Source organism: Rhizobium sp. SL86 (assembly GCF_026672545.1).
In the GTDB taxonomy this organism is placed as follows: Bacteria; Pseudomonadota; Alphaproteobacteria; order Rhizobiales; family Rhizobiaceae; genus Neorhizobium.
This window is the reverse complement of record NZ_JAPPRJ010000008.1, coordinates 99744-125517: the sequence shown is the minus strand read 5'-3', so window position 1 is coordinate 125517 and position 25774 is coordinate 99744. Positions and strand designations below refer to the sequence as shown.

At 61.8% G+C, this 25774-nt stretch carries 23 protein-coding genes; 8 read left to right on the top strand and 15 right to left on the bottom strand.

Features of this window, described 5'->3' with window-relative positions; translation table 11 throughout:
- The first annotated feature begins 45 nt into the window (after positions 1-45).
- From OU993_RS21440 to OU993_RS21425, 4 genes are all read left to right on the top strand, one after another.
- Positions 46-3432 carry a hybrid sensor histidine kinase/response regulator gene (locus tag OU993_RS21440; protein ID WP_268160891.1) on the top strand — a complete coding sequence of 1129 codons (3387 nt, stop codon included), beginning with the start codon at positions 46-48 and terminating at the stop codon, positions 3430-3432.
- On the top strand, positions 3425-4351 hold the full coding sequence (locus tag OU993_RS21435; RefSeq protein WP_268160890.1) for a response regulator transcription factor: 927 nt from the start codon (positions 3425-3427) through the stop codon (positions 4349-4351). The genes OU993_RS21440 and OU993_RS21435 overlap by 8 nt, the downstream gene beginning before the upstream one ends.
- A 127-nt stretch (positions 4352-4478) precedes the next feature.
- Entirely contained in the window at positions 4479-5015 is a 537-nt protein-coding gene (locus OU993_RS21430; protein WP_268160889.1) for an AAA family ATPase, read from the top strand.
- A 211-nt stretch (positions 5016-5226) separates the two neighbouring features.
- Complete coding sequence (locus tag OU993_RS21425) at positions 5227-5757, top strand: chemotaxis protein CheD (RefSeq protein WP_268160888.1); 531 nt, start codon at positions 5227-5229, stop codon at positions 5755-5757.
- Positions 5758-5810: 53 nt separating this feature from the next.
- On the opposite strand, the gene OU993_RS21420 is transcribed toward OU993_RS21425, so the two are convergent.
- The 9 genes from OU993_RS21420 to OU993_RS21380 form a co-directional block, all read right to left on the bottom strand.
- Positions 5811-6407 carry a hypothetical protein gene (locus OU993_RS21420; protein ID WP_268160887.1) on the bottom strand — a complete coding sequence of 199 codons (597 nt, stop codon included), beginning with the start codon at positions 6405-6407 and terminating at the stop codon, positions 5811-5813.
- Between the two features lie 212 nt (positions 6408-6619).
- Complete coding sequence (locus tag OU993_RS21415) at positions 6620-7735, bottom strand: branched-chain amino acid ABC transporter substrate-binding protein (RefSeq protein WP_268160886.1); 1116 nt, start codon at positions 7733-7735, stop codon at positions 6620-6622.
- A 141-nt stretch (positions 7736-7876) separates the two neighbouring features.
- Complete coding sequence (locus OU993_RS21410; protein ID WP_268160885.1) at positions 7877-8230, bottom strand: DUF6867 family protein; 354 nt, start codon at positions 8228-8230, stop codon at positions 7877-7879.
- 24 nt (positions 8231-8254) lie between these two features.
- On the bottom strand, positions 8255-9001 hold the full coding sequence (locus OU993_RS21405; protein WP_268160884.1) for an ABC transporter ATP-binding protein: 747 nt from the start codon (positions 8999-9001) through the stop codon (positions 8255-8257).
- The gene (locus OU993_RS21400; protein ID WP_268160883.1) at positions 9001-9870 is read right to left on the bottom strand and encodes an ABC transporter ATP-binding protein; all 870 of its coding nucleotides are present in this window, start codon (positions 9868-9870) and stop codon (positions 9001-9003) included. Before OU993_RS21400 ends, OU993_RS21405 begins: the two co-directional genes overlap by 1 nt.
- Complete coding sequence (livM, locus tag OU993_RS21395; RefSeq protein WP_442793031.1) at positions 9870-11222, bottom strand: high-affinity branched-chain amino acid ABC transporter permease LivM; 1353 nt, start codon at positions 11220-11222, stop codon at positions 9870-9872. The genes OU993_RS21400 and livM overlap by 1 nt, the downstream gene beginning before the upstream one ends.
- A 49-nt stretch (positions 11223-11271) precedes the next feature.
- On the bottom strand, positions 11272-12174 hold the full coding sequence (locus tag OU993_RS21390) for a branched-chain amino acid ABC transporter permease (RefSeq protein ID WP_268160881.1): 903 nt from the start codon (positions 12172-12174) through the stop codon (positions 11272-11274).
- A 220-nt stretch (positions 12175-12394) separates the two neighbouring features.
- Positions 12395-14824 carry a GcvT family protein gene (locus tag OU993_RS21385; protein ID WP_268160880.1) on the bottom strand — a complete coding sequence of 810 codons (2430 nt, stop codon included), beginning with the start codon at positions 14822-14824 and terminating at the stop codon, positions 12395-12397.
- A gap of 168 nt (positions 14825-14992) precedes the next feature.
- Complete coding sequence (locus OU993_RS21380; RefSeq protein ID WP_268160879.1) at positions 14993-15424, bottom strand: type II toxin-antitoxin system VapC family toxin; 432 nt, start codon at positions 15422-15424, stop codon at positions 14993-14995.
- A gap of 366 nt (positions 15425-15790) precedes the next feature.
- Here OU993_RS21380 and greA point away from each other — a divergent pair, with 366 nt between their 5' ends.
- Positions 15791-16273 (top strand): transcription elongation factor GreA, encoded by a 483-nt coding sequence (gene greA, locus OU993_RS21375; protein ID WP_268160878.1) that lies wholly within the window; start codon positions 15791-15793, stop codon positions 16271-16273.
- 40 nt (positions 16274-16313) lie between these two features.
- Here greA and OU993_RS21370 read toward each other — a convergent pair whose 3' ends face one another.
- Entirely contained in the window at positions 16314-16967 is a 654-nt protein-coding gene (locus tag OU993_RS21370; RefSeq protein WP_268160877.1) for a TetR/AcrR family transcriptional regulator, read from the bottom strand.
- Positions 16968-17087: 120 nt separating this feature from the next.
- On the opposite strand from OU993_RS21370, the gene OU993_RS21365 reads away from it, so the two are divergent.
- Entirely contained in the window at positions 17088-18290 is a 1203-nt protein-coding gene (locus OU993_RS21365) for a multidrug effflux MFS transporter (protein WP_268160876.1), read from the top strand.
- On the opposite strand, the gene OU993_RS21360 is transcribed toward OU993_RS21365, so the two are convergent.
- The 4 genes from OU993_RS21360 to OU993_RS21345 are packed head-to-tail and all read right to left on the bottom strand — an operon-like array spanning position 18291 to position 23369.
- The gene (locus OU993_RS21360; protein WP_268160875.1) at positions 18291-18842 is read right to left on the bottom strand and encodes a sarcosine oxidase subunit gamma; all 552 of its coding nucleotides are present in this window, start codon (positions 18840-18842) and stop codon (positions 18291-18293) included.
- 11 nt (positions 18843-18853) lie between these two features.
- On the bottom strand, positions 18854-21811 hold the full coding sequence (locus OU993_RS21355; protein WP_268160874.1) for a sarcosine oxidase subunit alpha family protein: 2958 nt from the start codon (positions 21809-21811) through the stop codon (positions 18854-18856).
- Positions 21811-22098 carry a sarcosine oxidase subunit delta gene (locus OU993_RS21350; protein ID WP_268160873.1) on the bottom strand — a complete coding sequence of 96 codons (288 nt, stop codon included), beginning with the start codon at positions 22096-22098 and terminating at the stop codon, positions 21811-21813. Before OU993_RS21350 ends, OU993_RS21355 begins: the two co-directional genes overlap by 1 nt.
- 17 nt (positions 22099-22115) lie before the next feature.
- Positions 22116-23369, bottom strand: a complete 1254-nt coding sequence (locus OU993_RS21345) for a sarcosine oxidase subunit beta family protein (protein ID WP_268160872.1) — start codon at positions 23367-23369, stop codon at positions 22116-22118.
- 265 nt (positions 23370-23634) lie between these two features.
- On the opposite strand from OU993_RS21345, the gene OU993_RS21340 reads away from it, so the two are divergent.
- Positions 23635-24666, top strand: coding sequence for a DUF2793 domain-containing protein (locus OU993_RS21340; protein ID WP_268160871.1), 1032 nt, complete (start codon positions 23635-23637; stop codon positions 24664-24666).
- A 183-nt stretch (positions 24667-24849) separates the two neighbouring features.
- Complete coding sequence (gene sciP, locus OU993_RS21335; protein ID WP_165218067.1) at positions 24850-25125, top strand: CtrA inhibitor SciP; 276 nt, start codon at positions 24850-24852, stop codon at positions 25123-25125.
- Positions 25126-25227: 102 nt separating this feature from the next.
- Here the strand turns inward: sciP and OU993_RS21330 are convergent, their stop codons facing one another.
- Positions 25228-25692 carry a paraquat-inducible protein A gene (locus OU993_RS21330; RefSeq protein WP_268160870.1) on the bottom strand — a complete coding sequence of 155 codons (465 nt, stop codon included), beginning with the start codon at positions 25690-25692 and terminating at the stop codon, positions 25228-25230.
- Positions 25693-25774 lie beyond the last annotated feature (82 nt).

The following is a 25774-nucleotide window of genomic DNA, read 5'->3' as shown; positions in this document are numbered from 1 at the left end:
GAAAGTGCACAATCGATCAGCATGCACAAAAGGACAGCATGGCGCATGGCAGCGCGGCAACGCATCATTCCCGTCCGGCGCGAATATAACCGCTGGGTCGCAAACCAGACGCTGGAAGATTATGCGCTGCGTTTTACCGCCAAGAGCGCGCGGCGCTTTTCGTCCAACCGCATTTCGCACACCGCGATCGGCGCGATTTCCTTTCTGGCGCTGGAAGCGATCGGCGGCACCATCACGCTCTCCTACGGCACGACGAATGCCTTTTTCGCGATCCTGACGGCAGCGGTCGCCATGCTGATTGTCGGCCTGCCGATCAGCCGTTATGCCATCCGCCATGGGGTCGATATCGATCTCCTCACCCGTGGCGCAAGCTTCGGTTACATCGGCTCGACGCTCACCTCGCTGATCTATGCGAGCTTCACCTTCATGCTGTTTGCGATCGAGGCCTCGATCATGACGGCGGCGCTGGAACTGGCGCTCGGCATTCCGCCCTGGCTCGGCTACATGATCAGCGCCGTGGTGGTGATCCCGCTCGTCATCTACGGCGTGCAGCTGATTTCCCGTTTCCAGCTGATGACACAGCCCTTCTGGATCATCCTCAACGTCCTGCCGTTCATTTTCATCGCCTTCGTCGACTGGGAAAAATTCGATCTCTGGCGCAGTTTTGCCGGCATCAACCATTCGAATGCCCATGCCGGACAGGCCGCCCCCTTCAACATCGTGGAATTCGGCGCTGCCTCCGCCGTCATCCTGGCGCTGATGCCGCAGATCGGCGAGCAGGTGGACTTTTTGCGTTTCCTGCCGCCGGAAGGACAGCAGAAATGGCGCCACCGCTTCGCCGTTTTCCTCGCCGGTCCCGGCTGGGTGGTGGTAGGCGTGCCGAAACTCTTGGCGGGGTCCTTCCTCGCCGTGCTGACGCTGTCGATGGGCGTTCCGGCACGCGAGGCCGCCGATCCGGCGCATATGTATCTCGCCGCCTTCGGTTACATGATCCCGAACGACACCGCCGCCCTGTTGCTGATGGCCGCTTTCGTGGTCGTGTCGCAGTTGAAGATCAACGTGATGAACGCCTATGCGGGGTCACTCGCCTGGTCGAACTTCTTCTCGCGGCTGACCCACAGCCATCCGGGCCGTGTCGTCTGGCTGATCTTCAACGTGGCAATTGCGCTGCTTCTGATGGAGCTTGGCATCTACCGCCTGCTGGAAGCGACGCTCGGTATTTTCTCGATCATCGCCATGGCCTGGCTCTGCACCATTTCGGCGGATCTTTTCATCAACAAACCGCTCGGCCTGTCGCCCCCCGGCATCGAGTTCAAGCGCGCCCATCTCTACGACCTGAACCCGGTCGGCCTCGGTTCGATGTTCGGATCGGCAGCGATTGCGCTCACCGCCCATTTCGGCGCCTTCGGTCCGCTGTTGGCTTCGCTCTCCACCTACCTCACACTCTCGGCCTTCCTGCTTTCGCCGCTGATTGCCTGGGGTACGAAGGGAAAGTTCTATCTGGCGCGCAAGCCGCGTTATGCCTGGAAGAACCAGACCTCGATCACCTGCTCCATCTGCGAGCATCCGTTCGAGCCGGAGGACATGGCCTGGTGCCCTGCCTATGCGGCGCCCATCTGTTCGCTCTGCTGTTCGCTGGACAGCCGCTGCCACGACATGTGCAAACCGAAGGCGCAGATGAAGGCGCAGATCGGCAGCGTGGCAAGGTCGTTCCTCTCCGACAGCATCGTCGAACGGCTGATGACTCGGCTTGGCCGTTATGCGCTGACCGCCGTCATCTCGATTTCCCTGATCGGCGGCATTCTTGCGATGATCGCCTACCATGTCGGCGAAGCGGCCCCTGCCAATGCCGAGGTGATCTACGGCACGGTGCTGATCGTCTTTTTCGTCTTTGCCATCATCGCCGGCATCGTCTCCTGGTTCTATGTGCTCGCCCATGACAGCCGGGTGGTGGCGGAAGAGGAATCCTCACGCCAGAACACGCTGCTCTTGAAGGAAATCGCCGCGCACAAGAAGACGGATGCGGCACTGCAGAAAGCGAAGGAGGTGGCCGAAGCCGCCAACCGCGCCAAGAGCCGGTACGTGGTGGGCTTGAGCCACGAGTTGCGCACGCCGCTCAATGCCGTGCTCGGTTATGCGCAGATCCTCGAACGCGACGACAGCATTCCAACGCCCCGCCAGTCGGCGATCAAGGTGATCAAGCGCTCGGCAGACCATCTGTCGGGCCTGATCGACGGGCTGCTGGATATTTCCAAGATCGAGGCCGGCAAGCTGCAGGTCTATTCGAACGAGATCAACATCCACGATTTCCTCGACCAGATCATCGAGATGGTCCGCCCGCAGGCGCAGGCGAAGGGGCTCGATTTCATCCATGAGCGTGCCCGCAACCTGCCGCATTATGTGCGAAGCGACGAGAAGCGGCTGCGGCAGATCCTCGTCAACCTGCTCTCCAACGCCATCAAGTTCACCGAAACCGGCAGTGTCCGCTTCAAGGTGGATTACCGCAGCCAGGTGGCAACCTTCACCATCGCCGATACCGGCCGCGGCATTGCCGAGAAGGATATTTCGCGCATCTTCGAGCCGTTCCAGCGCGGCGAGGCCGATAATGTGCGGCCGATGCCGGGGCTCGGCCTCGGCCTCACCATCACCCGACTTCTGACCAATACGATGGGTGGCGAAATCTCGGTCGAAAGCCGCAAGGACGAGGGTTCCACCTTCAAGGTGCGCCTGCTTTTGTCCGCCATCGACCGCGCAAGCACGCTGCCGGCGGCAGAGAAGAAGATCATTTCCTACACCGGCGCACGCCGGACCATCGTTGTGGTGGACGACAACGAGGACCACCGCGACCTGATGCGCGAGGTGCTGGCGCCGATGGATTTCGTCGTGCTGACCGCCAAGGACGGACCGGACTGTTTGACGCTCATCGAAGGCGTAAAGCCGGATCTTTTCCTCGTCGATATCCGCATGCCCGGCATGAACGGCTGGCAGCTGGTCGAAAAACTGCGCGAAGGCGGCCAGACGGCACCGATCCTGATGTTGTCTGCCAATATCGGCGATGGCGCCTCGACGGTGCGCGCCGGCGACGGGCACAACGACACGCTGGCAAAACCCGTCGATATCCGCCAGCTCTCCGATAAGCTCGCCGTGCATCTCGGCCTTTCCTGGATCCATGAGGGGGAGCGGCTGCCGGATGCACCGGTTACCAAACCCGTCCTCGTCAGCCCTGGGCCGCGGCACCTGCAGGATCTGATCGAACTCGGCGAAATCGGCTATATCCGCGGCATCGAGGCGAAGCTGGCGGAGATTTCCCGCGAGCCCGTTCACCAGGCCTTTGCGCAGGAAGCGGCCAGCTATGTTCAAGCTTTCGACCTGACAGGCTATAGGACATTCCTCAACCGATTCACCGAGGAGAGGATCATCGGCGATGTCTGACCTGGCCAAGCCCCGCGACATCGTTCTTCTGGTCGATGACAGCCCGGAAGCGCTGGGATTTTTGACCGAGGCGCTGGAGGCCTCCGGTTTCTCCGTGCTGATCGCCACCTCCGGCCAGTCGGCGCTCAACATCGTCGACCGTATCACGCCGGACCTCATCCTGCTCGATGCGGTGATGCCGGCGATGGACGGTTTCACCACCTGCCGGCGGCTGAAGGCGAACCCGGCGGTGGCGCAGGTGCCGGTGATCTTCATGACCGGGCTGACCGAAACGGAACATGTCGTGCATGCACTGGATTCCGGCGGCGTCGATTATCTGACGAAGCCGATCAACATCGACGAACTGCGTGCCCGCATCCGCGTGCATCTCACCAATGCCCGTTCCGCCCAGAGCGCCCGCGTGGCGCTCGATGCCGCCGGCCGGCACCTGCTGGCGGTCAAGGGCAATGGCGGTCTGCACTGGTCCACCCCGCAGGCGACCCGGCTGATCAACTCGGCGATCGGCCGCGATGACGGGCTTGATCTGGTGATCCGCCAGATCGCCACCTGGATGGGCGGGCGCGACGGTCCCGGTTTCTCCCGCGATGCCGCCTTTTCCTTCCAGCAGGAAGGTGTGGAGACCAGCCTGCAGTTCGCCTATCTCGGCGCGATCGGCCCGGACGAATATCTGTTCCGCGTCACCGGCGCCGGCAATCGGCCGGGCGATGCCGTGTTGCGCGAGCATTTTGCCTTGACGACCCGCGAATCCGAAGTGCTTCTGTGGATCGCCAAGGGCAAGTCGAACAAGGATATCGGCGATATCCTGGGCCTGTCGTCGCGTACGGTGAACAAACATCTCGAACAGATCTACGTAAAGCTCGGCGTGGAAAATCGCGCTTCGGCCGCCGTCAAGGCGGCCAATGTGCTGCACGAGGTGTGAGGCACCGCCCGTTGCGTCGAGCACCGTTTGACCTGGGTCATCGGCCGGACCGGGCCTGTCGACCCGTTCGATCGTGAGGCCACCGGCCTCGACCAAATCCACCGAAACCCAATCTTGAGGACAGGTCATGGACCGTTTCGTCATCATTTCCGGCTGTTCGGGCGGCGGAAAATCGACGCTTCTGGAGGAGTTGCGCCGCCGCGGTTACCCAACGGTCGAGGAACCCGGCCGACGCATTGTTGCCGACGAACTGGCGCGCGGCGGAAACGCCCTGCCCTGGACGGACATGGCCGCGTTTGCCCGCCGCGCCATGACCCTTGCGCTTGAGGACCGTCGCAGCGCTGCCGGCAGGCAAGGCCTCGTCTTCTTTGATCGCAGCCTCATCGATGCTGCGGTCGCTCTCGCGCATGTCACCGGCGACGATGTGCTCACGCCGCTGCAGACCATACATCGGTATCACCGGATGGTGTTTCTGACACCGCCCTGGCCGGAAATCTATGTCGGCGATGCCGAACGCCGCCACGGGTTTGAGGATGCGGTCGAGGAATATCGCAGGCTGGAAGCCGCTTACCCTGCCCTGGGTTATGCCATCATCGTCCTGCCGAAAGCGCCCGTGGAAGCCCGGGCGGAATTTTTGCTTCACACGCTGGCCAGGCAGGCGTAACGTGCCAGTCCTGAAGCGGGATAGAACCGGCAATCACGGCAGTTTCAGTTCTTGTTGACCATTCTGCATCAATTATATTTCAGAACTTCATAAAATACATATTTCTTATGTTTGGTCGTATTAAATGACCTTACATTGGCAGCTGGGCAGCGGACGAAAGTCCTGTATTGGATGAAGAGGCACCCTCGAACCCATGAAAGCAGATCATTGCTTGGAGCAGAACAACGACGACCTTGAGGTCATCCATCTGTTGAGCGGCCAATGCCTGGTGTCGAATGACGTCAACACGATCTTCAGCACCGTCCTGGGCTCCTGCGTCTGCGCCTGCATCTACGATCCCGTCCGGGCCGTGGGGGGCATGAACCACTTCGTATTGCCAAACGGCGGCAAGGACGCACCCTCCGCTCAACGACACCGTTACGGTGATGTGGCGATGGCCAGTCTTGTCGCGGGTCTGTGCCGTCGCGGCGCGCGGCGCGAGCGGCTCGTGGCCAAGCTGTTCGGTGGGCGCCTGAGAGACGACAGCAGCAGCAATCCCGGCGCGCTGAACGCCGACTATGCCAAAAACTTCCTGCAGTCCAACGGCATCAAGCTGGTCGAAGCCCATCTCGGCGGCAATGTCGCCCGCTGGGTGACCTTCCATCCCGCGACCGGCAGGACGAGCCTCCGAGAAACGGAGGATTTCACGCCTCTTTCCGGCATAAGCCGGGAGGTCGCCCGATTGCCGCAACGGGCGTTCTGATCCACAGACATTGCCGAAAGACATTTCCGAATGATCAGAGCCGGAACGAACGCCTAGGTTCGCGGCGCCGGCCGTGTCGGCTTGGCCGAAGCAGCCGGTACCGCTGCCGTGGTTGCCGGTGCACCCCAGACGGAAATCGGCTGCCCGTCCTTCGTCAGCACCCGCGCATCATAAAGGGTGAGCGACGCCTCGAACTGCGTGAGATCCGAGCAACGCTGGATGATGCCGCCGATATAGCTGATGCAGCTGCTGGCATTGCCCGGCACCGAGCCGGTCGCCCAGTCCTTCACGATACCATCCGGTCCGACGAGGAAATAGGACAGCCGGTTGTTGCTGCTGACCGACGATGTGCCGACCAGGCCGCCGAAATCGGTACCGGTCTCGGTGCGGGCGGAGGGCGCCATGTGGCGATAGATGGTCATTCCGTTGGCAAGCGGCATCGAGCCAAGCAGCGGGCCGAAGGTTGCCCTGTCATTGCCGGCAAGCCGCTCCATGGGCGAGGTGCCGAGGCTGGCGACCTCAGCGTAAGGTTTGCCCAGCGCATAACTGGTGAAGGAACGGTTGGCCGCCGTTTCGGCCTTTTGGGCAACCTGAGTACAGCCGGACAGGCCAGCCAGCGCAACCATGACCGCAAGCACTGCTGAACGCACGGATGTTCCCCCTGACGCGCGGTGCCCGCGCAACCATTGATGCCTCGTTTCGAATGTCGATGATGTCGCCGGTCTTGGCAAGAGGTCGCGGACCGGCCGCAAGGTCAGCCTGAGATCAAAAAAGACGCGGCGACCACCGCGGAGAGGAAAAAAAGAAGCCCGGTGCGAAACCGGGCTTCCTCTCAGATCGATGATGATGATCCGGATGGATCTTACATCTGGAAGTAGCTGTACTTGCCGTCCGGGCCCTTCTTCCACTCGTACATGACATAGTCCGGACGGGTGATGTCGCCCTTCTTGTCGAAGCCGATGTCGCCGATGGCGGTCTTGAACGGACCCTTGGCCTTCATGGCTTCCGCAACCTTGGTCGGATCGTTCGTCTTGGCGGCCTTGGCGGCGTCAGCGAAGATCTGCATCGCGGCGTAGGAATAGAGCGTGTAGGCTTCCGGCTCGAAACCAGCCTTGCGGAACTTCTCGACGAGGTCCTTGGCGTTCGGGTTCTGGCGCGGATCCGGCGGGAAGGTCATCAGCGTGCCGTTGACGGCGTCGCCGGCGATCGACGCCAGTTCGTTGGAGGTGATGCCGTCGCCCGACATCAGCGGCGCCTTGACGCCCTGGTCGGCCATCTGGCGCATCAGAAGACCGGCTTCGGTGTGCAGGCCGCCGAAGTAGACAACGCCAACGCCGGCATTCTTCATCTTGGAGATGAGGGCCGAGAAGTCCTTGTCGCCAACGGTGATGCCTTCGTAGATGACTTCCTTGACGCCCAGCGCGTTCATCGCCTTCTTGGTTTCGTCAGCGAGGCCCTGGCCGTAGGTGGTCTTGTCGTGAACGACGGCAACCGGTACGCCCTTGAACTTTTCGGAGATATACTTGCCGGCGACAGCGCCCTGCTGGTCGTCACGGCCGCAGGTGCGGAAGGTGTTCCACAGGCCGCGATCGGTGAACTTCGGGTTGGTCGAAGCCGGCGTGATCTGCACGATGCCGTTTTCGGCATAAACTTCCGATGCCGGGATCGAAACCGACGAGTTGAAGTGGCCAACCACGAACTTCACGCCGTCAGCGACGAACTTGTTGGCAACCGAGACGCCCTGCTTCGGGTCGGACACGTCGTCGCCGAGCACGATCTTGATCTTTTCGCCGTTGATGCCGCCGGCAGCATTGATGTCGGCTGCAGCCTGTTCCGCACCCTTCTGGAGCTGTGCGCCGAAGGCTGCGTTCGGGCCGGTCAGAGGACCGGCAACGCCAATGATGACGTCGGCCCAAGCAGAACCGCTGAACGCCATGACGGCCGTCAGCGCGACTGCTGAGAGAAGAGACTTCTTCATAATGATACTCCCAGTTTTTTGAGCGGGTCGGTGTAAAGACCGAACGCAAGACCCACCACCCCTGCGCCGGTAACTGGTTCCCTTGTCTGGGCAAACGCCCAGTCTGATTGGTTGCAATCTGAGGCCGAAAACCTCAGACTGTCAATTCTTCTTCTTCCAAGAGAACATGCTGCTTCTGTCGTAGAGCCAGTAGTAGTTCTCCACCATCTGGTTGGTACGGCGCTGCCGGAAACCGGCAATCGCGAACACAAGAAGCAGCACGACATCAATGAGATAATAACCGAGGCTGAGGAACGGCCCCTGGAACAGCGAAAAGTGCAGGAAGCGCATCAGAACGCCGAGCAGCAGCACGTAGCCGAACACCAGTGGCAGTTCCTTCCAGCCTTCCGCAACCGCACGGCCGGTGCGCCAGGCGGTCCAAAGACCGATCATCAGCACGATGAAGCGCAGCACATAACGGGCGCCGGTATCGGTTTCAAAGAAAAGACCTTGCATGTCATCGTCTCCCTGATGCCGGCATCAATGCCGTCCGCCTTCGAGATAGGCGGCGCGCACTTCCGGATTAGCAAGCAGTTCCCTGCCCGATCCGCTCATGGTCACCTTGCCATTCACCATCACATAGGCCCGGTGCGACAATTTCAGTGCCGCAAAGGCATTCTGCTCGACGAGAAAGACGGTCAGCCCCTCTTTCTCGTTCAACACCTTGATCGCCTCGAAGATCTGCTTGACGATCAGCGGTGCGAGACCCAGCGACGGCTCGTCCAGCAGCAGCAGCTTCGGGCGGGCCATCAACGCACGACCGATCGACAGCATCTGCTGCTCGCCGCCCGACAGCGTTCCGCCGCGCTGGCTCTGGCGCTCCTTCAGACGCGGGAAAAGCGCGAAGATCTTCTCCACGTCCTCGTCGAAATATTTCAGGTTGTCGAGACCGGCGCCCATCTGCAGGTTCTCGTAGACGGTCATGCGCGGGAAAATGCGCCGGCCTTCCGGAGACTGGGCGATGCGGCGGCGCGCGATCAGGTGCGTCGGCATCTTGGTGATGTCGGTGCCGTCGAACACGACGGAGCCGTTGCGGGCCTGCGGGCTGCCGCAGATCGTCATCATCAGCGTCGATTTTCCGGCGCCGTTGGCGCCGATCAGGCTGACGATCTCGCCCTTGTTGACATGCACGTCGACGCCGGCAAGCGCGCGGATGCTGCCATAATAGGTCTCGACGCCCGAAACCGTCAGGAGAGGTTCTGCATGGGGATTAGCGTTGGCGGACATCAGTGCGAGCCCCCGTCGAGTTCTTCATGCATCACTTCTTCCAGCTCGTCGTCATCGACACCGAGATAGGCGGCAATGACTTTCGGATCGTTCTTCACATGGTCCGGCGTGCCATCGGAAATCTTCTGGCCGTATTCCAGAACGACGACATGGTCGGAGATCTCCATGACCACGGACATGTCGTGCTCGATCAGCAGGATCGAGGTTCCGGTCTCGTCACGGATGCTGTTGAGCAGCGTGTTGAGGGCAAGCGATTCCTTCGGGTTGAGACCAGCGGCCGGTTCGTCGAGGCACAGAAGTTCCGGACCTGTGCACATGGCGCGTGCAATTTCCAGCCGGCGTTGGGCGCCATAGGGAAGATCGCCAGCCGGATCGTCGGCGCGGTCGATGAGATCGGCCTTTTCCAGCCACTGGCGGGCAAGCTCGATCGCCCCATCGGCCTCGCGCTTGTAGGAACCGAGTCCGAGCAGGCCCATGATCGTGTAACCGGAGGCCTTCATCAGCTTGTTGTGCTGGGCAACCAGCAGGTTTTCCAGAACCGTCAGGCCGGAGAACAGCCGGATGTTCTGGAAGGTACGGGCCACCTTCGCCTTTTTGGTGATCTCGAAATCCGACAGACGTTCGAGCAGAAACTGATCGCCGTCCTTCTGGGTCAGCGTGATCATGCCCATGGTCGGTTTGTAGAAGCCGGTGATGCAGTTGAAGACGGTGGTCTTGCCCGCGCCGTTCGGACCGATCAGCGCGGTGATTTCGCCGCGCTTGGCCTCCAGCGACAGGTCGTTGATCGCCATCAGCCCGCCAAACCGCATCGACAGATGCTCGACCTTCAGAATGGTATCGCGTGTCATCGTGGTGTTTCCGGGGGTCATCAGCCATGACCCTCCTTGGTGAAGCTTCCGGAGACGGCCTTGCGTTCCTTGAGGAAGGCCGTCGGTTCACGCGAGCCGACGAAACCGCGCGGCTTGAACAGCATGACCGCAACCATGGCCAAGCCGAAGAGCAGCATGCGGTAAAGTTCGGGCGTGAAATCCGGACCGAAGACGTGTTTCAGGAATTCCATCTCACGCAGCAGTTCGGTACCACCGATCATCACCACCGCGGCGATTGCGATGCCGGTCAGCGATCCCATGCCACCGAGAACGACGATGGCAAGGATGACCGCCGATTCCAGGAAGACGAAGCTTTCCGGCGATACAAAGCCCTGGCGTGCGGCAAAGAAGGAACCGGCAAAGCCGCCGAACATGGCGCCGATGGCAAAGGCCGTCAGCTTGGTCTTGACCGTATCGATGCCGAGCGAACGGCAGGCGATCTCGTCCTCGCGCAAGGCTTCCCAGGCGCGGCCGATCGGCATGCTGCGCAGCTTGATCGTCACGTATGCGGTGATCAGGCAAAGCGCCAGGATCACGTAGAACAGGAAGATCTTGTAATAGGCAGACGACATCGGCAGGCCGAACACCTTGGCGAAATTGTTGTCCGCCCCGACATCAAAGGACCAGATGCCGAAAATCGAGGCTTTCGCAATGCCGGAAATGCCGGCGGTCCCGCCTGTCACATCCGACCAGTTCATCAGCACGAGGCGGATGATCTCACCGAAGGCGAGTGTGACGATGGCGAGGTAGTCGCCACGCAGACGCAGGACCGGAAAGCCGAGAATGATGCCCCAGAAGGCGGCCAGGATGCCGGCGAGCGGCAGAAGCAGCCAGAAGGACAGCCCAAACGTATCCGACAGCAGCGCGTAGGAATAGGCACCGACGGCGTAGAAGGCGACGTAACCGAGGTCGAGCAGACCGGCGAGGCCAACAACGACGTTGAGACCCCAGGCCAGCATCACGTAGATCAGGATCTGGATGCCAAAATTGTCGACGAATTTCAGCGAGCCCTGCACGCCATACAGGCTGACGACGATCGGCGGGTAAAGAACCAGCGCCAGCATGGAGAGTTTCAGGAAGTTCTTGTGGAAGAACCCCTTGTCGTCGGAGACTTCCGGAATGCCGGCCTTCGCCTTGGACAGCTTGCGGCGGTCGAGGCGCGGCTTGACGAACCCGACGATCAGGAAACGGCCGACGGCGGCAACCAGAACGAAGATGGCCAAAAGCCCCCAGCGCGTGCGCCAGACCAGCGCATTGTCGATGTTCTGGTAGGTTTCGATCCCGACGTAAAGAAGGAACATGCCAAACGCCAGAACGCCGGCAAAGAGACCTTCCCTGACGGCCTGGGCCATCACGCCCGGTGCCGTTTCATTGGCAGAAGAGTTTGTGTTCGGCATGGAGTTACACCTTCTCCACTTCGGGACGACCGAGGATGCCGGTCGGCTTGAAGATCAGCACGAAGGCCAGAATGGCGAAGGTCGCCACGTCCTTGTATGCAATGGAGAAATAAGCGGACCAAAGGGATTCGATCAGGCCGATCAGCAAACCGCCCAGAACAGCACCCGGCAGAGAGCCGATGCCGCCGAGAACGGCTGCGGTGAAGGCCTTCACGCCAGGGATGAAGCCATCGGCAAACGAGGCGACCCCATAATACATGAGGTACATCGTGCCGGCGACGGCAGCCAGCGCCGCACCCATGATGAAGGTGATGGAGATCGTCCGGTCGACGTCGACACCCAGCAGCGCCGCCATCTTGCGGTCCTGTTCGGTGGCACGCTGGGCACGGCCGAGCGGCGTCTTGTTGACGATGTACCAGAAGACGGTGAGCAGCACAGCCGTTACGACGACGATCACCAGCTGTTTCAGCGAAACGGTCACATCACCGAAATGATAGACATCGTTGATCAGCGGCGGGATCGGCTTGTTGCGCGGTCCCTGGGTCACCTGAATGAAGTTCGACAGCACGATCGACATGCCGATCGCGGTGATGAGCGGCGCCAGGCGGAACGAACCACGCAGGGGCCGGTAGGCCACACGTTCGATCGTCCAGTTCCACAGGCTCGTCACCAGCATCGCGACAACCATCATGATCAGCAAAGCGAGCGCAACCGGCACGCCAGCGATGAAGGATGTCAGGACAAGGAAGGCGATCAGCGCGGCAAAGCCGCCGAGCATGAAGATATCACCATGGGCAAAGTTGATCATGCCGATGATGCCATAAACCATCGTATAGCCGATCGCGACCAAACCATAGATGGATCCAAGAGTCAGCCCGTTCAGGAGCTGCTGGATGAAATACTCCATAATTTTCCCCCGGACGCGATCTGCAGGAACGTCAGTCGCGCCTCTTGTATGTGTGGCCCTTATGGGTTCTTCGGTGTTGGAAATTTCATACCGCTTTCATCCGAAAAGGGAAGTCAAAATGATGTATTGACGTCATTTACCCCCAACCGAACCGGAAACTGGCGCAAAACAGACCAAAGAACCTAGAAAATCAGCATAAAACGCCCAAAAAGCCGCCGTTTCACGCTTGACGCATCAACGAACCGGATGGATCGAACAGCGGTTCGAGCGTCAGCACGGCATTGTGCATCTCGCCCAGGATCTCGATCTGCCAGCCCGTTTCGACCATGGCATGTGCCTTCGGAACGTAACCGAGGGCGACCGAACAAGCGGATGCATGGGCATAACCACCGGATGTCACCCAGCCGACCACAGCGCCGTTCAGGAAGATCGGTTCGTCGCCCAGCACGTCGGCATCCGTCGCATCAACGACGAAGGTGACGAGCCTCAACGTTCCGCCGGAGAGCTTTTCTTCGATCGCCGCCATCTTGCCGATGAAATTCGCCTCCTTCTTCAGCGACACGAATCGCCCGAGCCCCGCCTCAAGCGGCCCGTACAGCGGGCGGTATTCACGCGACCAGCTGCCATAGGATTTTTCCAGCCGCAGCGCGTTGAGCGCCCGGAGACCAAAAAGCCGGATGCCGTGCGGCCTGCCCGCCTCCATCAGGAGATCGAACACATATCGCTGGTATTCCGGCCGCATCCACAGCTCGTAGCCGAGATCGCCCGTATAGCTGACCCGGCCGATCAGCACCGGCGCCATGCCGAGATCCAGTTCCCGGATCGCCATGAAAGGGAAAGCCTCGTTGGAAAGGTCGTCATGTGTCAGGCCCTCTAGCACGGCACGCGCCTTGGGCCCTGCAACCGCCAGCCCGACAAGGCTCAGGCCCAGCGGATTGATCTCCACCGAGCCGTCGTCCGGCAGATGGCTCTCGAACCAGCGCATGTGGTAGTCCTCGGCAATACCGGAGCCGATCAGCAGGAAATCGTCGTCGTCCAGATTGGCCAGCGTGAAGTCGCCGATCAGCTTGCCGGCCTCGTTCAGCATCGGCGCCAGCGCCATCTTCCCGGCCGGCGGGATTTTTCCCGCCAGCAGATGGTCCAGCCAGTCGGCTGCGCCTTCGCCGCTCACCGAATATTTGGCAAAGCCAGATGTCTCCATCAGGCCGACGCCGGCACGCACCGCTTTGGCTTCCGCCCCAACATGCTCGAAATCCGTCGAACGGCGCCAGGAGAAACGGTCTTCCACGCCCGGTGGCGCGAACCATAGCGGCGTCTCCAGCCCATAGGATGCACCGAACACAGAGCCTTCCGCCTTCAGCCGGTCATAGATCGGCGTCGTCAAAAGCGGGCGTGCCGCCGGCAGTTCCTCGTTCGGATAACGGATCGAGAAACGGCGCGAATAGTTTTCGCGCACCTTGGCATTGGTATAGGCAAGCGTCGCGTAATCGCCATAACGGCAGACATCCATTGCAAAGACGTCAAACCCCGGATCGCCCTCGATGATCCAGTTGGCAAGCGCCAGCCCCACGCCGCCGCCCTGGCTGAAGCCGGCCATGACCGCGCAGGCCGACCAGAAATTCGTCATGCCGCGCACCGGCCCGACCAGCGGATTGCCGTCCGGCGAAAAGGTGAAGGGGCCGTTGATGATCTTTCTGATGCCGGCATTGTTGAAGGCGGGGAAATGCCGGAAGCCGACCTCCAACTCGTTGGTGATGCGTTCCAGATCCTCCGCCAGAAGCTCGTGGCCGAAACTCCAGGGCGTTTCGATCGGCGACCAGGGGCGGCAGTCCTTTTCGTAGGTGCCCATCAGCATGCCGTTGCGTTCCTGGCGGATATAGATCTCGCCGTCGAAATCGACGCAATGCATCAGTTCCTTGCCGGTGCGGCGGTTGAAATCGACCACTTCGTCCATGTCTTCGGTGATGAGATACATGTGCTCCATGGCAAGCACCGGCAGTTCCAGCCCGACCATGCGGCCGACTTCGCGCGCCCAGAGCCCCGCCGCATTCACCACGTGTTCGGCAAAGATCTCGCCCTTGTCGGTGATCACCCGCCAGGTGCCGTCCGGTGTCTGGCTGAGCGCCTCCACCTTGGTGTGCAGGTAGATTTCGGCACCGTTCTTCCTGGCCGATTTGGCATAGGCATGTGTGGTGCCATAAGGATCGAGATGGCCCTCATGCGGATCGAAGACGGCACCGACGAACTGTGTCGGGTCAAGCAGCGGCATCATCTCATAGGCTTCGTCCGCAGAAATCAGCCGCGCTTCGCCGCCGGCATATTTTCCCTTGGCAAGCAGCGACTTCATCCAGTCGAACCGCTCGGGCGTCGCTGCCAGCATCAGGCCGGAGGTCATGTGCAGGCCGATATCCTGGCCAGAATAGGCCTCGATCTCCTTATAGAGTTCGACCGTGTATTTCTGCAGCTTGGCAACGTTCGGATCACCGTTGATGGTGTGCATGCCGCCTGCCGCATGCCAGGTGGAACCGGAGGTGAGTTCGGAGCGCTCGACGAGAACCACGTCCGTCCAGCCAAACTTGGTGAGATGGTAGAGCACCGAACAGCCGACGACCCCACCGCCGATCACGACAACCCTGGCATGACTCTTCATCCGCATACACTCCCTTGGCCGAACCGGTTTGGCTGGAGCCTAGAGGCAGGTGATGACAGGCAATAGTCGTTTTCGCGAAAGAAGTTGTGCCGTTTGCGGCATGGCAGGGCGGGTATCGGGCATTTGTCAGAGTGCAGCGTAAAGCCAACCGCATGGCTCAGACGGCGCTCAGCAAACCACCACGCTGAGATAATCGGGAGAAGCGAGCCTTTGAAGCATGGCATCGCGAGTAACGATGGGTACGCGGCGGATTCGCGCCGTCGCAATCAGATAACAATCGCCTGGGTCCTTGTGACCGGTATCGACCACAACGGATGCTGCTTCGCAGGCGATCTTCTGTTTTATTGGAACGAGCGTTGCGCCGGTTGCAGCAATGGCTTGTGAGAACCATCTCGAAGCCGTGTTGGCACCCAAATTCGGTGGGTCCCGGTGAGCAGGCTTGTGAGATGCGATCGACAACTCCCACGCCGTAATCGGGGATACGAGAAGACCGCCCGCGTCGCGAGCATCGGTGATGGCAAGCAGCGCCTCTTCGGACAGCCTTTCGACAGAGGTCACGAGCCAGAAAAGCGCGTGCGTGTCAAGCAGGACGCCGGCCATCCACTCAACGTCTGGTTCGTGCCGCGCTTGACTGCGGCTGAGGACGTGCCAGCACCTGCTCGGCAATCGGCTTCGTCAGATCGATGTCACCAGCCACCTCCAGCTTCGACGGTTTCATTGAGTTTGCTCCGCGCACCTCAACGAAGCGACCGTTGCGCGGATCGCGCACTACCCACTTTCCCGTAGCTTCCCGTCTGATATCGGCTTTTGTCATTCTATGATTATAGACCGAGAATGCGCGAAATTCTACCTGCAGATGATCCAACAGGATTGGGCTTTCGCAGACGCAAAGCACCCCCATCCCTTCCCCCTCCCCGCGCGCCGGTCTATCATGAGCGTTTGATCACCCACCGGAGTTGAAGACCCTTGAGCGTAGCCTTCACCAAGGAAGACAGTGCAGAGACCGCCGCAGAAACCATCCTGCCCGAACGGGTCATCTCTCAGCATCCCAATCTCGTCACCGAAGAGGGGTTGAAGGCGCTGGAGCGGGATCTGGCGTTGGCGCGCGCTGCTTTCGAGGCGGCGCAGGCGGTGGACGATGTCAACGAACGCCGGCGCCAGTCGGCCGGACCTGCCCGCGATATCCGGTATCTAGTGGAGCGTCTGCGCACCGCCGAACTTCGCCCGGCGCCCACATCGCAGGAGGTGGTTGCCTTTGGTAGCACGGTGCGGTTCGAGCGTGAGGACGGGCGCGTGCAGACCTATCGCATCGTCGGCGAGGATGAGGCCGACCCGAAGGCCGGCAGCGTCTCCTATGTCTCGCCGGTTGCCCAGGCGCTGCTTGGCAAGACGGTCGGCGCTCTGGTGACGGTTGCGGGCCAGGAGTTGGAGATCCTGGCGATTTCCTGAGCCTCCGCAGATCCGCCAGCCCCCTCCCCGGCCCCGGACATCAGGCAGTACGAAGAAAGATCCGGCTGAGCAGCTCCGTGGCAAACGTGATGCGATCGCTCAGTTCCGCCTCCAGATCCACCTTTGGCACGTTCAACATCAAGGCTCGCAGGTGGACCGTGCCAAGCACGGTGGAGACGAACATGTCCGCAACGATTCGCGGGTCGATGCCGGCAGGCAGCTGAAGCGCACCATCCTGGGCAAGCGCCTGGGTGACATGTCCGAGCGTCTTTTCCACGCAGTCACGGTGAAACCGCCGCGCCAGTTCCGGATATTTGATCGATTCGGCGATGACGAGTCGGGTGAGCGTGATCTGCCGCGGCGACAGGATCAGGTTTGCCAGTTCCTCCAGCATCCGGGCCAGCCTTTCACGCGGATCAGCAAGCGCTGAACCCTGCAAAGAGGTCGAGCGGACTTCGGTCAGCGCCATGTCGTCATGGCTTTCGACGAGCGCACCGAACAGGGAGGCCTTGTCCGGATAGAATTTGTAAACCGTCTTCTTAGCCATGCCGCAGACGCGGGCCACCTCTTCCATTGTTGCATCGCCATAGCCGAATTGCGCGAAGACATTTTCCGCCGCGTGCAAAATCAATGCCTTACGCTCTTCGTCCGGCAGACTTTGCGGACGCCCTGACGTTGCGGTTGCCCCTGACATGATCGCCTCCCCGAAAATGACGGTTGACAATAGGAAACGGATGCGTTTCCGTATGCGAAGAGGAAACGTTATCGTTTCCAAATCAGACCTGCAACCTCCTTGCGCTACGGAACCGCCCCCATGCAAGAAAAAAACACGTCACTCGCGATCTCCCTGGGAGCCGTGTGCTCGCTGGGTCCCTTTGCCACCGACATGTACGTGGCGGCGATGCCGCGTATGGCCGAAGACCTGGCCAGCACCGACGCCCGCGTTCAGCTGAGCATGATGACTTATTTCGTCGGCTTCACGATCGGCCAGCTGTTCTACGGCCCGGCCTCGGACAAGACCGGCCGCAAGCCGATGATCTATCTGGCGCTGAGCATCTTCGTGCTGGCCTCGCTCGGCTGTCTCTTCAGTTCCACGGCCGACCAGCTGCTCGGCTTCCGTTTCCTGCAGGGCATTGGCGGCTCGATCGGCATGGTCATCGCCACGGCCTCGATCCGCGACGTCTATACCGGCCAGGCGGCCGCAAAACTGATGTCTGTGGTCGTGCTGGTGCTCAGCCTGGCGCCGGTCCTTGCACCGCTGTTCGGCGGCATCCTGCTGCAGTGGAGCAACTGGCGGGTGATTTTCGCCGTGCTTGCCGGCCTCGGCGTCGCAGTGGCGCTCATCACCGCCCTGATGTTGCCTGAAACCCGCAAGCCAGCCATGCGGGCCAGCAGCCGGCCGAGCACCGCAATTTTCTGGTATGCGCGTCTTCTGGTGATGCGCAACTTCATTCCTTATGCCGGAGCGCTTGCGCTCGCCCAGGGTGGCTTCTTTGCCTATATCGCTGGCTCGTCCTTCGTGCTGATCAATGTCTACGGGCTTTCTCCCCTCGCCTATGCGGTCATTTTCAGCTTGAACGCGATCGGCATCGGCATCGGAACGCAGGTCAGCGCAAAGCTTGCCGGCCGCATCGGCATCCGCGGCATGGTCAAGCTCAGCGCCTGCGTTTACGCCGCTGCCGGCCTCCTTCTCCTGTCCATGGAAGTCAGCGGCATGGCAGGCCTCGTTCCACTCTGCATCCTGCTCTTTATCATGGTGATGGCCATCGGCGGCATCATGCCGACCTGCAACATCCTCGCCATGGAGGCTCATGGTGCGATTTCCGGCACGGCAGCCGCTCTGATGGGCGCGCTCGGTTTCGGCGCCGGCGCACTCGGAAGCTTCGCCATCGGCGTGCTGGATGACGGCACCGCGCTGCCGCTGATCCTAGTGATGACGCTCTGCGCTGTCGCGACCGCGGTGGTTGCGCTCACGGCCTTCGGCCCGTCGCGCCAGCCGCAGGAGGCAATCGCCTGATCAGGCCTCGGAAAATCCGGCCGTGAGTGCAAACTCGCGGCCCATTTCCTTCAACTCTTCGAACACGACGCCCGCATAAGACCGCGGCACGATGATCTCGAAGCTGTTTTCCCCGGTGCGGGCGAGATTGCCCGAGACATGCGCAACCAGCATGTTGGCAGACCTTCCGATGGCAAAGGCTTCCGGATGCAGATCGACGGCCAGGCACTTGGCGAGGATTTTGCGCACATTCGGTCCGGTGATCTGCAGCAGCACCCGGCCATCGCTGTGATCGAAGGCAGAGGCGCCTTCGATCTCGCGCACAAGGCGCAAAAGCCCCTCCGCAGATACGGTCTCCGAAACACACAGCCATTCGCACGGCCCGCAGAAACGAAGGGTTACGCCATCCAGACGCTGAAGGGCTGCACCGACGGCAGCCTCCGAACCCGCATGGGCGAGGACCGTCAGAATGGTCGGGTGACGCGGCACCGTGATGTGGTGGGGGTTCGGTTTCGTCTCGAAGCCGGTGATATGATCTTCCAGCACATGCCGGTGAACGAAGGCGATGGTCATCGGCGTCTCCTTCATGCCTGGAGTTTGACGTTATCGGGATCGACGAAGACCGGCGCGCAGACTTCGGCCAGGATCTCGCTGTCGCGCAACGCATCCCACACCACGATCTTTTCGCCATACCGTTCGCGGCCCGATTTCAGCATGGCGAGCGCGATATACGAACCGAGCGTCGGCGAGTAGCAGGCCGATGACACATAACCCTGGTCGTTGACGGTGGAGGGTTTGGCATTCTCCTTCAAGAGATGCGCGCCCGCCTTGATCTCGCCATCGGCCTCCACCGGCTTCAGCCCCACCAGTTGCAGCCGGTCGGCCGCCGTCAGGCCGAAACGGGTGGAGAGCCGTTTGCCGATAAAATCCGGCTTTTGCATCGCCATCATCCGGCCAAGCCCCACATCGTCTGCGGTGGTGCGGCCGTCCAGCTCGTTGTGCGTCACATGGCCCTTTTCGATGCGCAGCACGTTGAGCGCCTCGACGCCGTAAGCGCAGATGCCCTCCTCGTAACCGGCCTGCATGATGGCATCGGCGACCGCCTCGCCATAACCGGCGGGCACGGCCAGTTCGAAGGCCAGCTCTCCGGAAAACGAGATGCGGAACAGGCGGGCGGCAAGCCCGCCCTTCAGCGTCACCTCGCGCGCGGCAAGGAAGGGGAATGCGGTATCGGAGAGATCGTCTTCCACCACCCGCTGCAGGATGATTCGCGCCTTCGGTCCGGCAATCGACATCTGCGCCCACTGGTCGGAGGAGGAGGCAAACCGCACGTCGAGATGCGGAAAGAGCGTCTGCGCGGCAAATTCCAGATGCGTCATCACCTCCGCCGCATAGGCCGTGGTGGTCGTGAGCACATAGTGGTTTTCGGAGAGCCGGCTGGTGGTGCCGTCGTCATAGACGATGCCATCCTCGCGCAGCATCAGGCCATAACGCGCCTTGCCGACCGGCAGTTTCAGAAAGGCATTGCTGTAGACGCGGTTGAGGAATTCCGCAGCACCTGCGCCAAAGATTTCGATCTTTCCGAGCGTCGAGACGTCGCAGAGGCCGGCGCTCGTCCGGACGGTGCGCACCTCGCGGTCGACGCTGTCGCGCCAGGTCTTTTCGCCCTCGCGCGGGAACCAGGAGGAGCGGTACCAGAGCCCCGCCTCGACGAAGACCGCACCGTTCTTCGCCGCCCAGCCATGCAGCGGCGAGCGACGCACGGGCCGCGAATGTTCAGCCCGCGACGTGCCCGCCAGCGCCCCGAAGGAGACGGGCGTATAAAAGGGGCGGAAGGTCGTGGTGCCGATCTCGGCGGGCGAAATGCCGCGCATGCCCGCGACGATGCCGATCGTGTTGACATTGCCGAGCTTGCCCTGATCGGTCGCCATGCCGCCGGTCGTGTAGCGTTTGCTCATCTCGATCGAGCGATAGCCTTCCCGCTGCGACAGCCCCAGATCGGCAATCGTCACATCGTTCTGGAAATCCACGAAGGCCTTGCCCTTGGAGCCCGGCACGTACCAGAGCGGCGCAAAATCGGGGTCATAGGCACCCTCCACCTCCGGCACGTCCACCTCGTAAGCGGCAAGTCCCAGGTCGCGGCAAAGCGCCGTCGCCTTCTCCGCCCCGTCCTTCAGGCAGGCGGAGAGATCGGCAAACCCTGCCGCACTGCCGACCGGCACAAAGGCCGCACCGACATCCGGCGCCAGAAACGCCTGTTTTTCCTCCGACCAGATCGGCCTGGCACCGCGCTGGCACATCAGATGCACGATCGGCGACCAGCCGCCGGACATCGCCAGCGCATCGCAGGCGATCGCCTCCTCGTAACCGGAGCGGTCGGCAATGATGCCTTTCAGCGCCAGATGCCCCTTGGTCGCCGTCACCGCGCCGCCGCGGATCAGCCGCAACCCGTCCGGCACGAGATCGCCGCTGTCGCGCCGCGCATCGATCAGCGCCGTCACCTCGACGCCGGCCGCCGCGAGATCACGCGCCAAGCCGTAACCGGAGCCGCCATTGGTGAAGATCGCCACCTTGCGGCCGACCGACACCCCGTAGCGGTTGAGATAGGTGCGCGCCGCTTGCGCGGTCATCACGCCCGGACGGTCATTGCCACCAAAAACGAGCGGGCGTTCTTCCCCGCCGGAGGCGAGGATGGCGCGTTTCGCCACGATACGCCAGAGCCGCTCCACCGGAAGGTCGAGGCTCGGCTCGGCCACATGTTTCTGCACCTTCTCGACCGCGCCGAACACCATGTCGTCATACCAGCCGAAGACGGTGGTGCGCGGCATCAGCGTGACATTGGGCAGGGAGGACAGCTCGGCAATCACCGCGCCGGCAAAGTCTGCCGCCGGCTGGCCACCGACGGAGACGCTTTCCGACAGAAGCGAGCCGCCGAGGCGGAACCCTTCATCCGCCAGGATGACGCGAGCACCGGCCCTCGCGGCAGCCAGCGCCGCCATCAGACCCGCGGGACCGGAGCCGATCACCAGCAGGTCACAATGCGCCCAGGCCTTTTCGTAGCGGTCCGGATCTGCCTCCGTCACCAGCCGTCCGAGACCGGCGGCGCGGCGGATCAACGGCTCATAGACTTTTTCCCAGAAGGAAGCCGGCCACATGAAGGTCTTGTAGTAGAAACCCGCCGAGAGGAAGGGCGACAGCAGGCTGTTAATGCCGCCGATATCGAAGGAAAGCGAGGGCCAGCGGTTCTGGCTGGCGGCGCTCATCCCGTCATAAAGTTCCGCCACGGTCGCTCGGGTGTTCGGTTCCGTGCGGGCCCCGGTGCCGATGGAAACGAGCGCATTCGGTTCCGCCGAACCGGCGGTCACGATGCCGCGCGGACGATGATATTTGAAGCTGCGGCCGACGAGCAGCTGACCATTGGCGAGCAAAGCGGAGGCCAGCGTATCCCCCTCGAAACCGCGATGGCTCTTGCCATCAAAGGAGAAGCCAAGTGTGTGGCTGCGATTGACGACGCCGCCGGACGCGAGACGATAGGACACCATCAGGCAACCTCCCCGCTAGCGCTGCGCGCGAGATCCGCCGCATCGGTCACGGAAAACACCTCATGGGTCACATTGTCCCGCTCGACCACGAGGAAGCGCCGGCATCCACCCGTGTGGTGCCAGTATTCGCGGATCAGCCCCTTCGGATTGTCGCGCACATAGACATAAGCATACCAGGTTTCATCGGAGGCGTTCGGCGCAGGGCGCACCGGCACCGCATCGCCGCGGATCGAGAATTCTTCCTTGGGGCGGACCCCGCAATGGGGACAGGTGATCAGGCTTGCCATGGTCTTTTCTTGTCTCGTCAGTGCAGGTTCGGCTGCGGGCCCTTGCCGCCTTCATCCACCACGAAGCCGCGCCGGAAGCGGTCGAGACGCAGCAGGCGTGCCGTATAATGCGGCTCGTCCTTGGCGATCAGATGGGCAAAGCAGAAACCGGAGGCGGGGGTGGCCTTGAAGCCGCCGTAACACCAGCCACAGTTCAGATAGAGGTTGTCGATCGGCGTCTTGTCGATGATCGGCGAGCCGTCCATCGACATATCCATCACCCCACCCCAGGCGCGCAGCACCCGGGCGCGCGACAGGCCGGGGATCAACGAGACGCCTTCCTCGATCGTATGCTCGACGGTGGCGAGATTGCCGCGCTGCGCATAGGAAGAATAATAGTCGATATCGGCGCCGAAGACCAAACCGCCCTTGTCGGACTGCGAGATGTAGAAGTGCCCGGCGCCATAGGTGATGACATTCGGGATCACCGGCTTCAGCCCCTCCGAAACGAAGGCCTGCAGCACATGCGTTTCGATCGGCAGGTCGAGCCCCGCCATCTTGCCGGTCACCGAGGTGTGGCCTGCGGTCGCAAGCGCCAGCTTGGTGCAGCCGATGAAGCCCTTCGACGTCTCGACGCCGGTCACCTGCCCGGCATCATCGCGCACAATGCCGGTCACTTCGCAGTTCTGGATCAGATCGACGCCACGGCTGTCGGCGCCGCGCGCATAACCCCAGGCAACCGCATCATGGCGCGCCGTGCCAGCCCGCTTCTGCAACAGCCCGCCAAGGATCGGAAACCGCGCATGGTCGAAATTGAGGAAGGGCATCATCTTGCGCACGGCCTCGCGGTCGAGCAGCTCGGCATCCACGCCGTGCATCCGCATGGCATTGCCGCGCCGCGCATAGGCATCGCGCTGGCCATCGGAATGGAACAGGTTGACGATGCCGCGCTGTGAGACCATGGCGTTGAAGTTGAAATCCTGCTCCAGCCCTTCCCACAGTTTCATGGAAAACTCGTAGAAGGGCTCGTTGCCTTCCAGAAGATAGTTGGAGCGGATGATCGTCGTGTTGCGCCCGACATTGCCGGAGCCGAGATAGCCCTTTTCCAGCACCGCGACATTGGTCACGCCGAATTCCTTGGCGAGATAATAGGCCGTCGACAGGCCGTGCCCGCCGCCACCGACGATGATCACGTCATAATGCGATTTCGGCTGCGGTTCCCGCCAGGCCGGCTTCCAGTGCCGGTTGCCGGAAAACGCGTGTTTGATGATCTCAAGGGCGGAATAGCGCATGCAGGTATCCTGGAAGAATTCGCCCACCTTCGCATATGCAAGATAAAGGACAAGTCCGTTCTCCCCTCTCTTCACGCGGCTTTGTCGGCCAAGCGCGCGAAGATGAAGAAGCGTGGCAGTCGCGCCACGCCGCGGGGCACCGCGAACTGAACGGGGATGGCCTGCCCGCCGCCGCCTGTCTTTTCAAATCCTTGGCGCCCCGATCATCCCCGGCCTCTGCGCCTCCCTTAGCATGATGGAGACAACAGCCACGACGGAGCCCAGCATGGCCGACAGCACGCCCAACCTCCAACTGCCCTACATCCTGCCCTCCCAGGCTCAGAAACACGTGATGCACAACGAGGCGCTGGTGATGCTCGACCGCCTCGTCCAGCTCGCCCTGGAATATGAAGGGGATGTCGCACCCGGCGCGCCCTCGGAGGGGCAGCGGTTTGCCGTCGGTGGGGCGCCGACCGGCGCCTGGAGTGGACGGGCGGGCGCGATTGCCTGCTTTCAGGACGGCGGCTGGCTGTTTGCCACACCGCGCGCCGGTTACCTGGCCTTCTTCAAGGACAGCGGATTGTTAAAGATCTACACCGGCAGCGGCTGGGAGCGCCCGCCTTTGCCCGATGTCCTGACCCCGACCCGCCTCGGAATTTCGGCCACGCCGGACGACACGAACCGCCTTGCGCTCTCCTCCCCCGCAACGCTTCTCAACCATGCCGGCGGCGGTCATCAGCTGAAGCTCAACAAGGCGACCGCCGGCGACACCGCCTCGCTGCTTTTCCAGTCGAACTGGTCCGGCAGAGCCGAAATGGGCCTCTCCGGCAATGACGCCTTTTCGATCAAGGTGAGCGGCGACGGATCGGCCTGGGCAACCGCGCTGCACTGTGATGGCGAAGGCCGGGTCTCGATGCCGAACCGGCCGCTCGCCCGTGCCCATCGCGCCTCCGGCACCTCGACACCCGCCGCCGGCAGCGAAACGGGGTTTACCGACCTTGCACTGGAACAGGGCGGCTTCACGCTCGGACCGGCACTGCCGGGCGGCGGCAATGCGATCTCCGTGCCGGCCGATGGCCTGTTTCTGGTGGCGCTTATGGTCACCGTCACCGCCTCGTCCGGTTTTTCCGTCAGCCTGCGCCGCAACGGCTTTGCAACGCTGCTGACCGTGCAGGGACCGGCCGCGGCACCGGCCACCACAAACGCGGTGGCACTCGTCCAGCTTTATGCCGGCGATGAGCTCAGCCTGCTGCATGGCGGGTCCGCCACGATCGACGAAGGCACCGGCCGCACGCAGCTGACGCTCGTCCGGCTCTGAGCCGATCCGTCATTACATGCGGATATTCTCACAAATACTCTGACGGACCGAAGTTATGCACAGACCGCTGCAGAAACAGCCGCATGCGAGAAACTCCTTCTAAAGTGATGTTCCTGTTTAGGTAATTGTTAAATCTGAGCGGCTAGGCTCCGCTTTGTGGTCTTGTGTAGTGTAGAGAGTCCAATGACCGAAATGATCCGCCCTCGAGTGAAATATGTCATCGGCCCCGATGGCAGCCCCCTGACCATTGCGGACCTTCCGCCGGCCAATACGCGCCGTTGGGTCATCCGCCGCAAGGCGGAGGTGGTTGCTGCGGTGCGTGGTGGCCTGTTGAGTCTCGAGGAAGCCTGCGAACGTTACACCCTCACCGTCGAGGAATTTTTGTCCTGGCAGTCCTCGATCAACGAGCACGGCCTGGCTGGTCTGCGGACCACGCGCATTCAGCAGTACCGCCACTAGGCAAAAACGCTGCGTTTCTCCACGATCCCCGCGAGATCACTCCCGCGGGATATTTTGCGTGACGCTCACCTGCAGCGTCGCGCGCTCTGCCGGAAAATGCCGTTATTCTTTGCCCGCCGATGTCGTCACGGGCAAAAGCAGCCCGACGATCACCGCCGAGGCCGCATAAAACCAGAGGCCCGGTTGCGCCACGGCAGCCGCCAGGCCACTGCTCTTGGCCGCGAAGATCGCAATCGCCACCAGCATCACGTCGATCATGGACCACTTGGACAGATGCGGTAGCGCGCGGCCGAGCATGCCGGCGGACAGCATCCGCCCGCTCTCCCGCACGATGAGAACGACGAGCTTCAAGACCGGGAAGATCACCGAGAAAAGCGCAATCAGCACCGCAAGCATCCACTCGCCCTCGGACCAGAGACCTCCGATCAGGTCGATGATCGACGGCGTTTGCGTGAAGACGTAAAGACGATCCATCCGCAGAATCGGCAGGGTCAGGCCGAGCACGAGGCAAAACCCCGCGAGAAGGATCAGCATCCGCGCCAGCCATCGGCGTCTTTGCGGCTCCATTCGCACCCTTCCCGTCTGGTTTTGCATGATCGGCGTCCTACATCATGACGGCAGACCGACGAAGCGCAAAGATGAATGCGGA

Excerpts from the sequence above, each read along its gene's own strand:
- OU993_RS21440 (WP_268160891.1), top strand. The coding sequence starts at position 46 with ATGGCAGCGCGGCAACGCATCATTCCCGTCCGGCGCGAATATAACCGC.
- OU993_RS21435 (WP_268160890.1), top strand. The coding sequence starts at position 3,425 with ATGTCTGACCTGGCCAAGCCCCGCGACATCGTTCTTCTGGTCGATGAC.
- OU993_RS21430 (WP_268160889.1), top strand. The coding sequence starts at position 4,479 with ATGGACCGTTTCGTCATCATTTCCGGCTGTTCGGGCGGCGGAAAATCG.
- OU993_RS21415 (WP_268160886.1), bottom strand. The coding sequence starts at position 7,735 with ATGAAGAAGTCTCTTCTCTCAGCAGTCGCGCTGACGGCCGTCATGGCG.
- OU993_RS21410 (WP_268160885.1), bottom strand. The coding sequence starts at position 8,230 with ATGCAAGGTCTTTTCTTTGAAACCGATACCGGCGCCCGTTATGTGCTG.
- OU993_RS21405 (WP_268160884.1), bottom strand. The coding sequence starts at position 9,001 with ATGTCCGCCAACGCTAATCCCCATGCAGAACCTCTCCTGACGGTTTCG.
- OU993_RS21400 (WP_268160883.1), bottom strand. The coding sequence starts at position 9,870 with ATGACCCCCGGAAACACCACGATGACACGCGATACCATTCTGAAGGTC.
- livM (WP_442793031.1), bottom strand. The coding sequence starts at position 11,222 with ATGGCCCAGGCCGTCAGGGAAGGTCTCTTTGCCGGCGTTCTGGCGTTT.
- OU993_RS21390 (WP_268160881.1), bottom strand. The coding sequence starts at position 12,174 with ATGGAGTATTTCATCCAGCAGCTCCTGAACGGGCTGACTCTTGGATCC.
- OU993_RS21385 (WP_268160880.1), bottom strand. The coding sequence starts at position 14,824 with ATGAAGAGTCATGCCAGGGTTGTCGTGATCGGCGGTGGGGTCGTCGGC.
- OU993_RS21380 (WP_268160879.1), bottom strand. The coding sequence starts at position 15,424 with ATGGCCGGCGTCCTGCTTGACACGCACGCGCTTTTCTGGCTCGTGACC.
- OU993_RS21370 (WP_268160877.1), bottom strand. The coding sequence starts at position 16,967 with ATGTCAGGGGCAACCGCAACGTCAGGGCGTCCGCAAAGTCTGCCGGAC.
- OU993_RS21365 (WP_268160876.1), top strand. The coding sequence starts at position 17,088 with ATGCAAGAAAAAAACACGTCACTCGCGATCTCCCTGGGAGCCGTGTGC.
- OU993_RS21360 (WP_268160875.1), bottom strand. The coding sequence starts at position 18,842 with ATGACCATCGCCTTCGTTCACCGGCATGTGCTGGAAGATCATATCACC.
- OU993_RS21355 (WP_268160874.1), bottom strand. The coding sequence starts at position 21,811 with ATGGTGTCCTATCGTCTCGCGTCCGGCGGCGTCGTCAATCGCAGCCAC.
- OU993_RS21350 (WP_268160873.1), bottom strand. The coding sequence starts at position 22,098 with ATGGCAAGCCTGATCACCTGTCCCCATTGCGGGGTCCGCCCCAAGGAA.
- OU993_RS21345 (WP_268160872.1), bottom strand. The coding sequence starts at position 23,369 with ATGCGCTATTCCGCCCTTGAGATCATCAAACACGCGTTTTCCGGCAAC.
- OU993_RS21340 (WP_268160871.1), top strand. The coding sequence starts at position 23,635 with ATGGCCGACAGCACGCCCAACCTCCAACTGCCCTACATCCTGCCCTCC.
- sciP (WP_165218067.1), top strand. The coding sequence starts at position 24,850 with ATGACCGAAATGATCCGCCCTCGAGTGAAATATGTCATCGGCCCCGAT.
- OU993_RS21330 (WP_268160870.1), bottom strand. The coding sequence starts at position 25,692 with ATGGAGCCGCAAAGACGCCGATGGCTGGCGCGGATGCTGATCCTTCTC.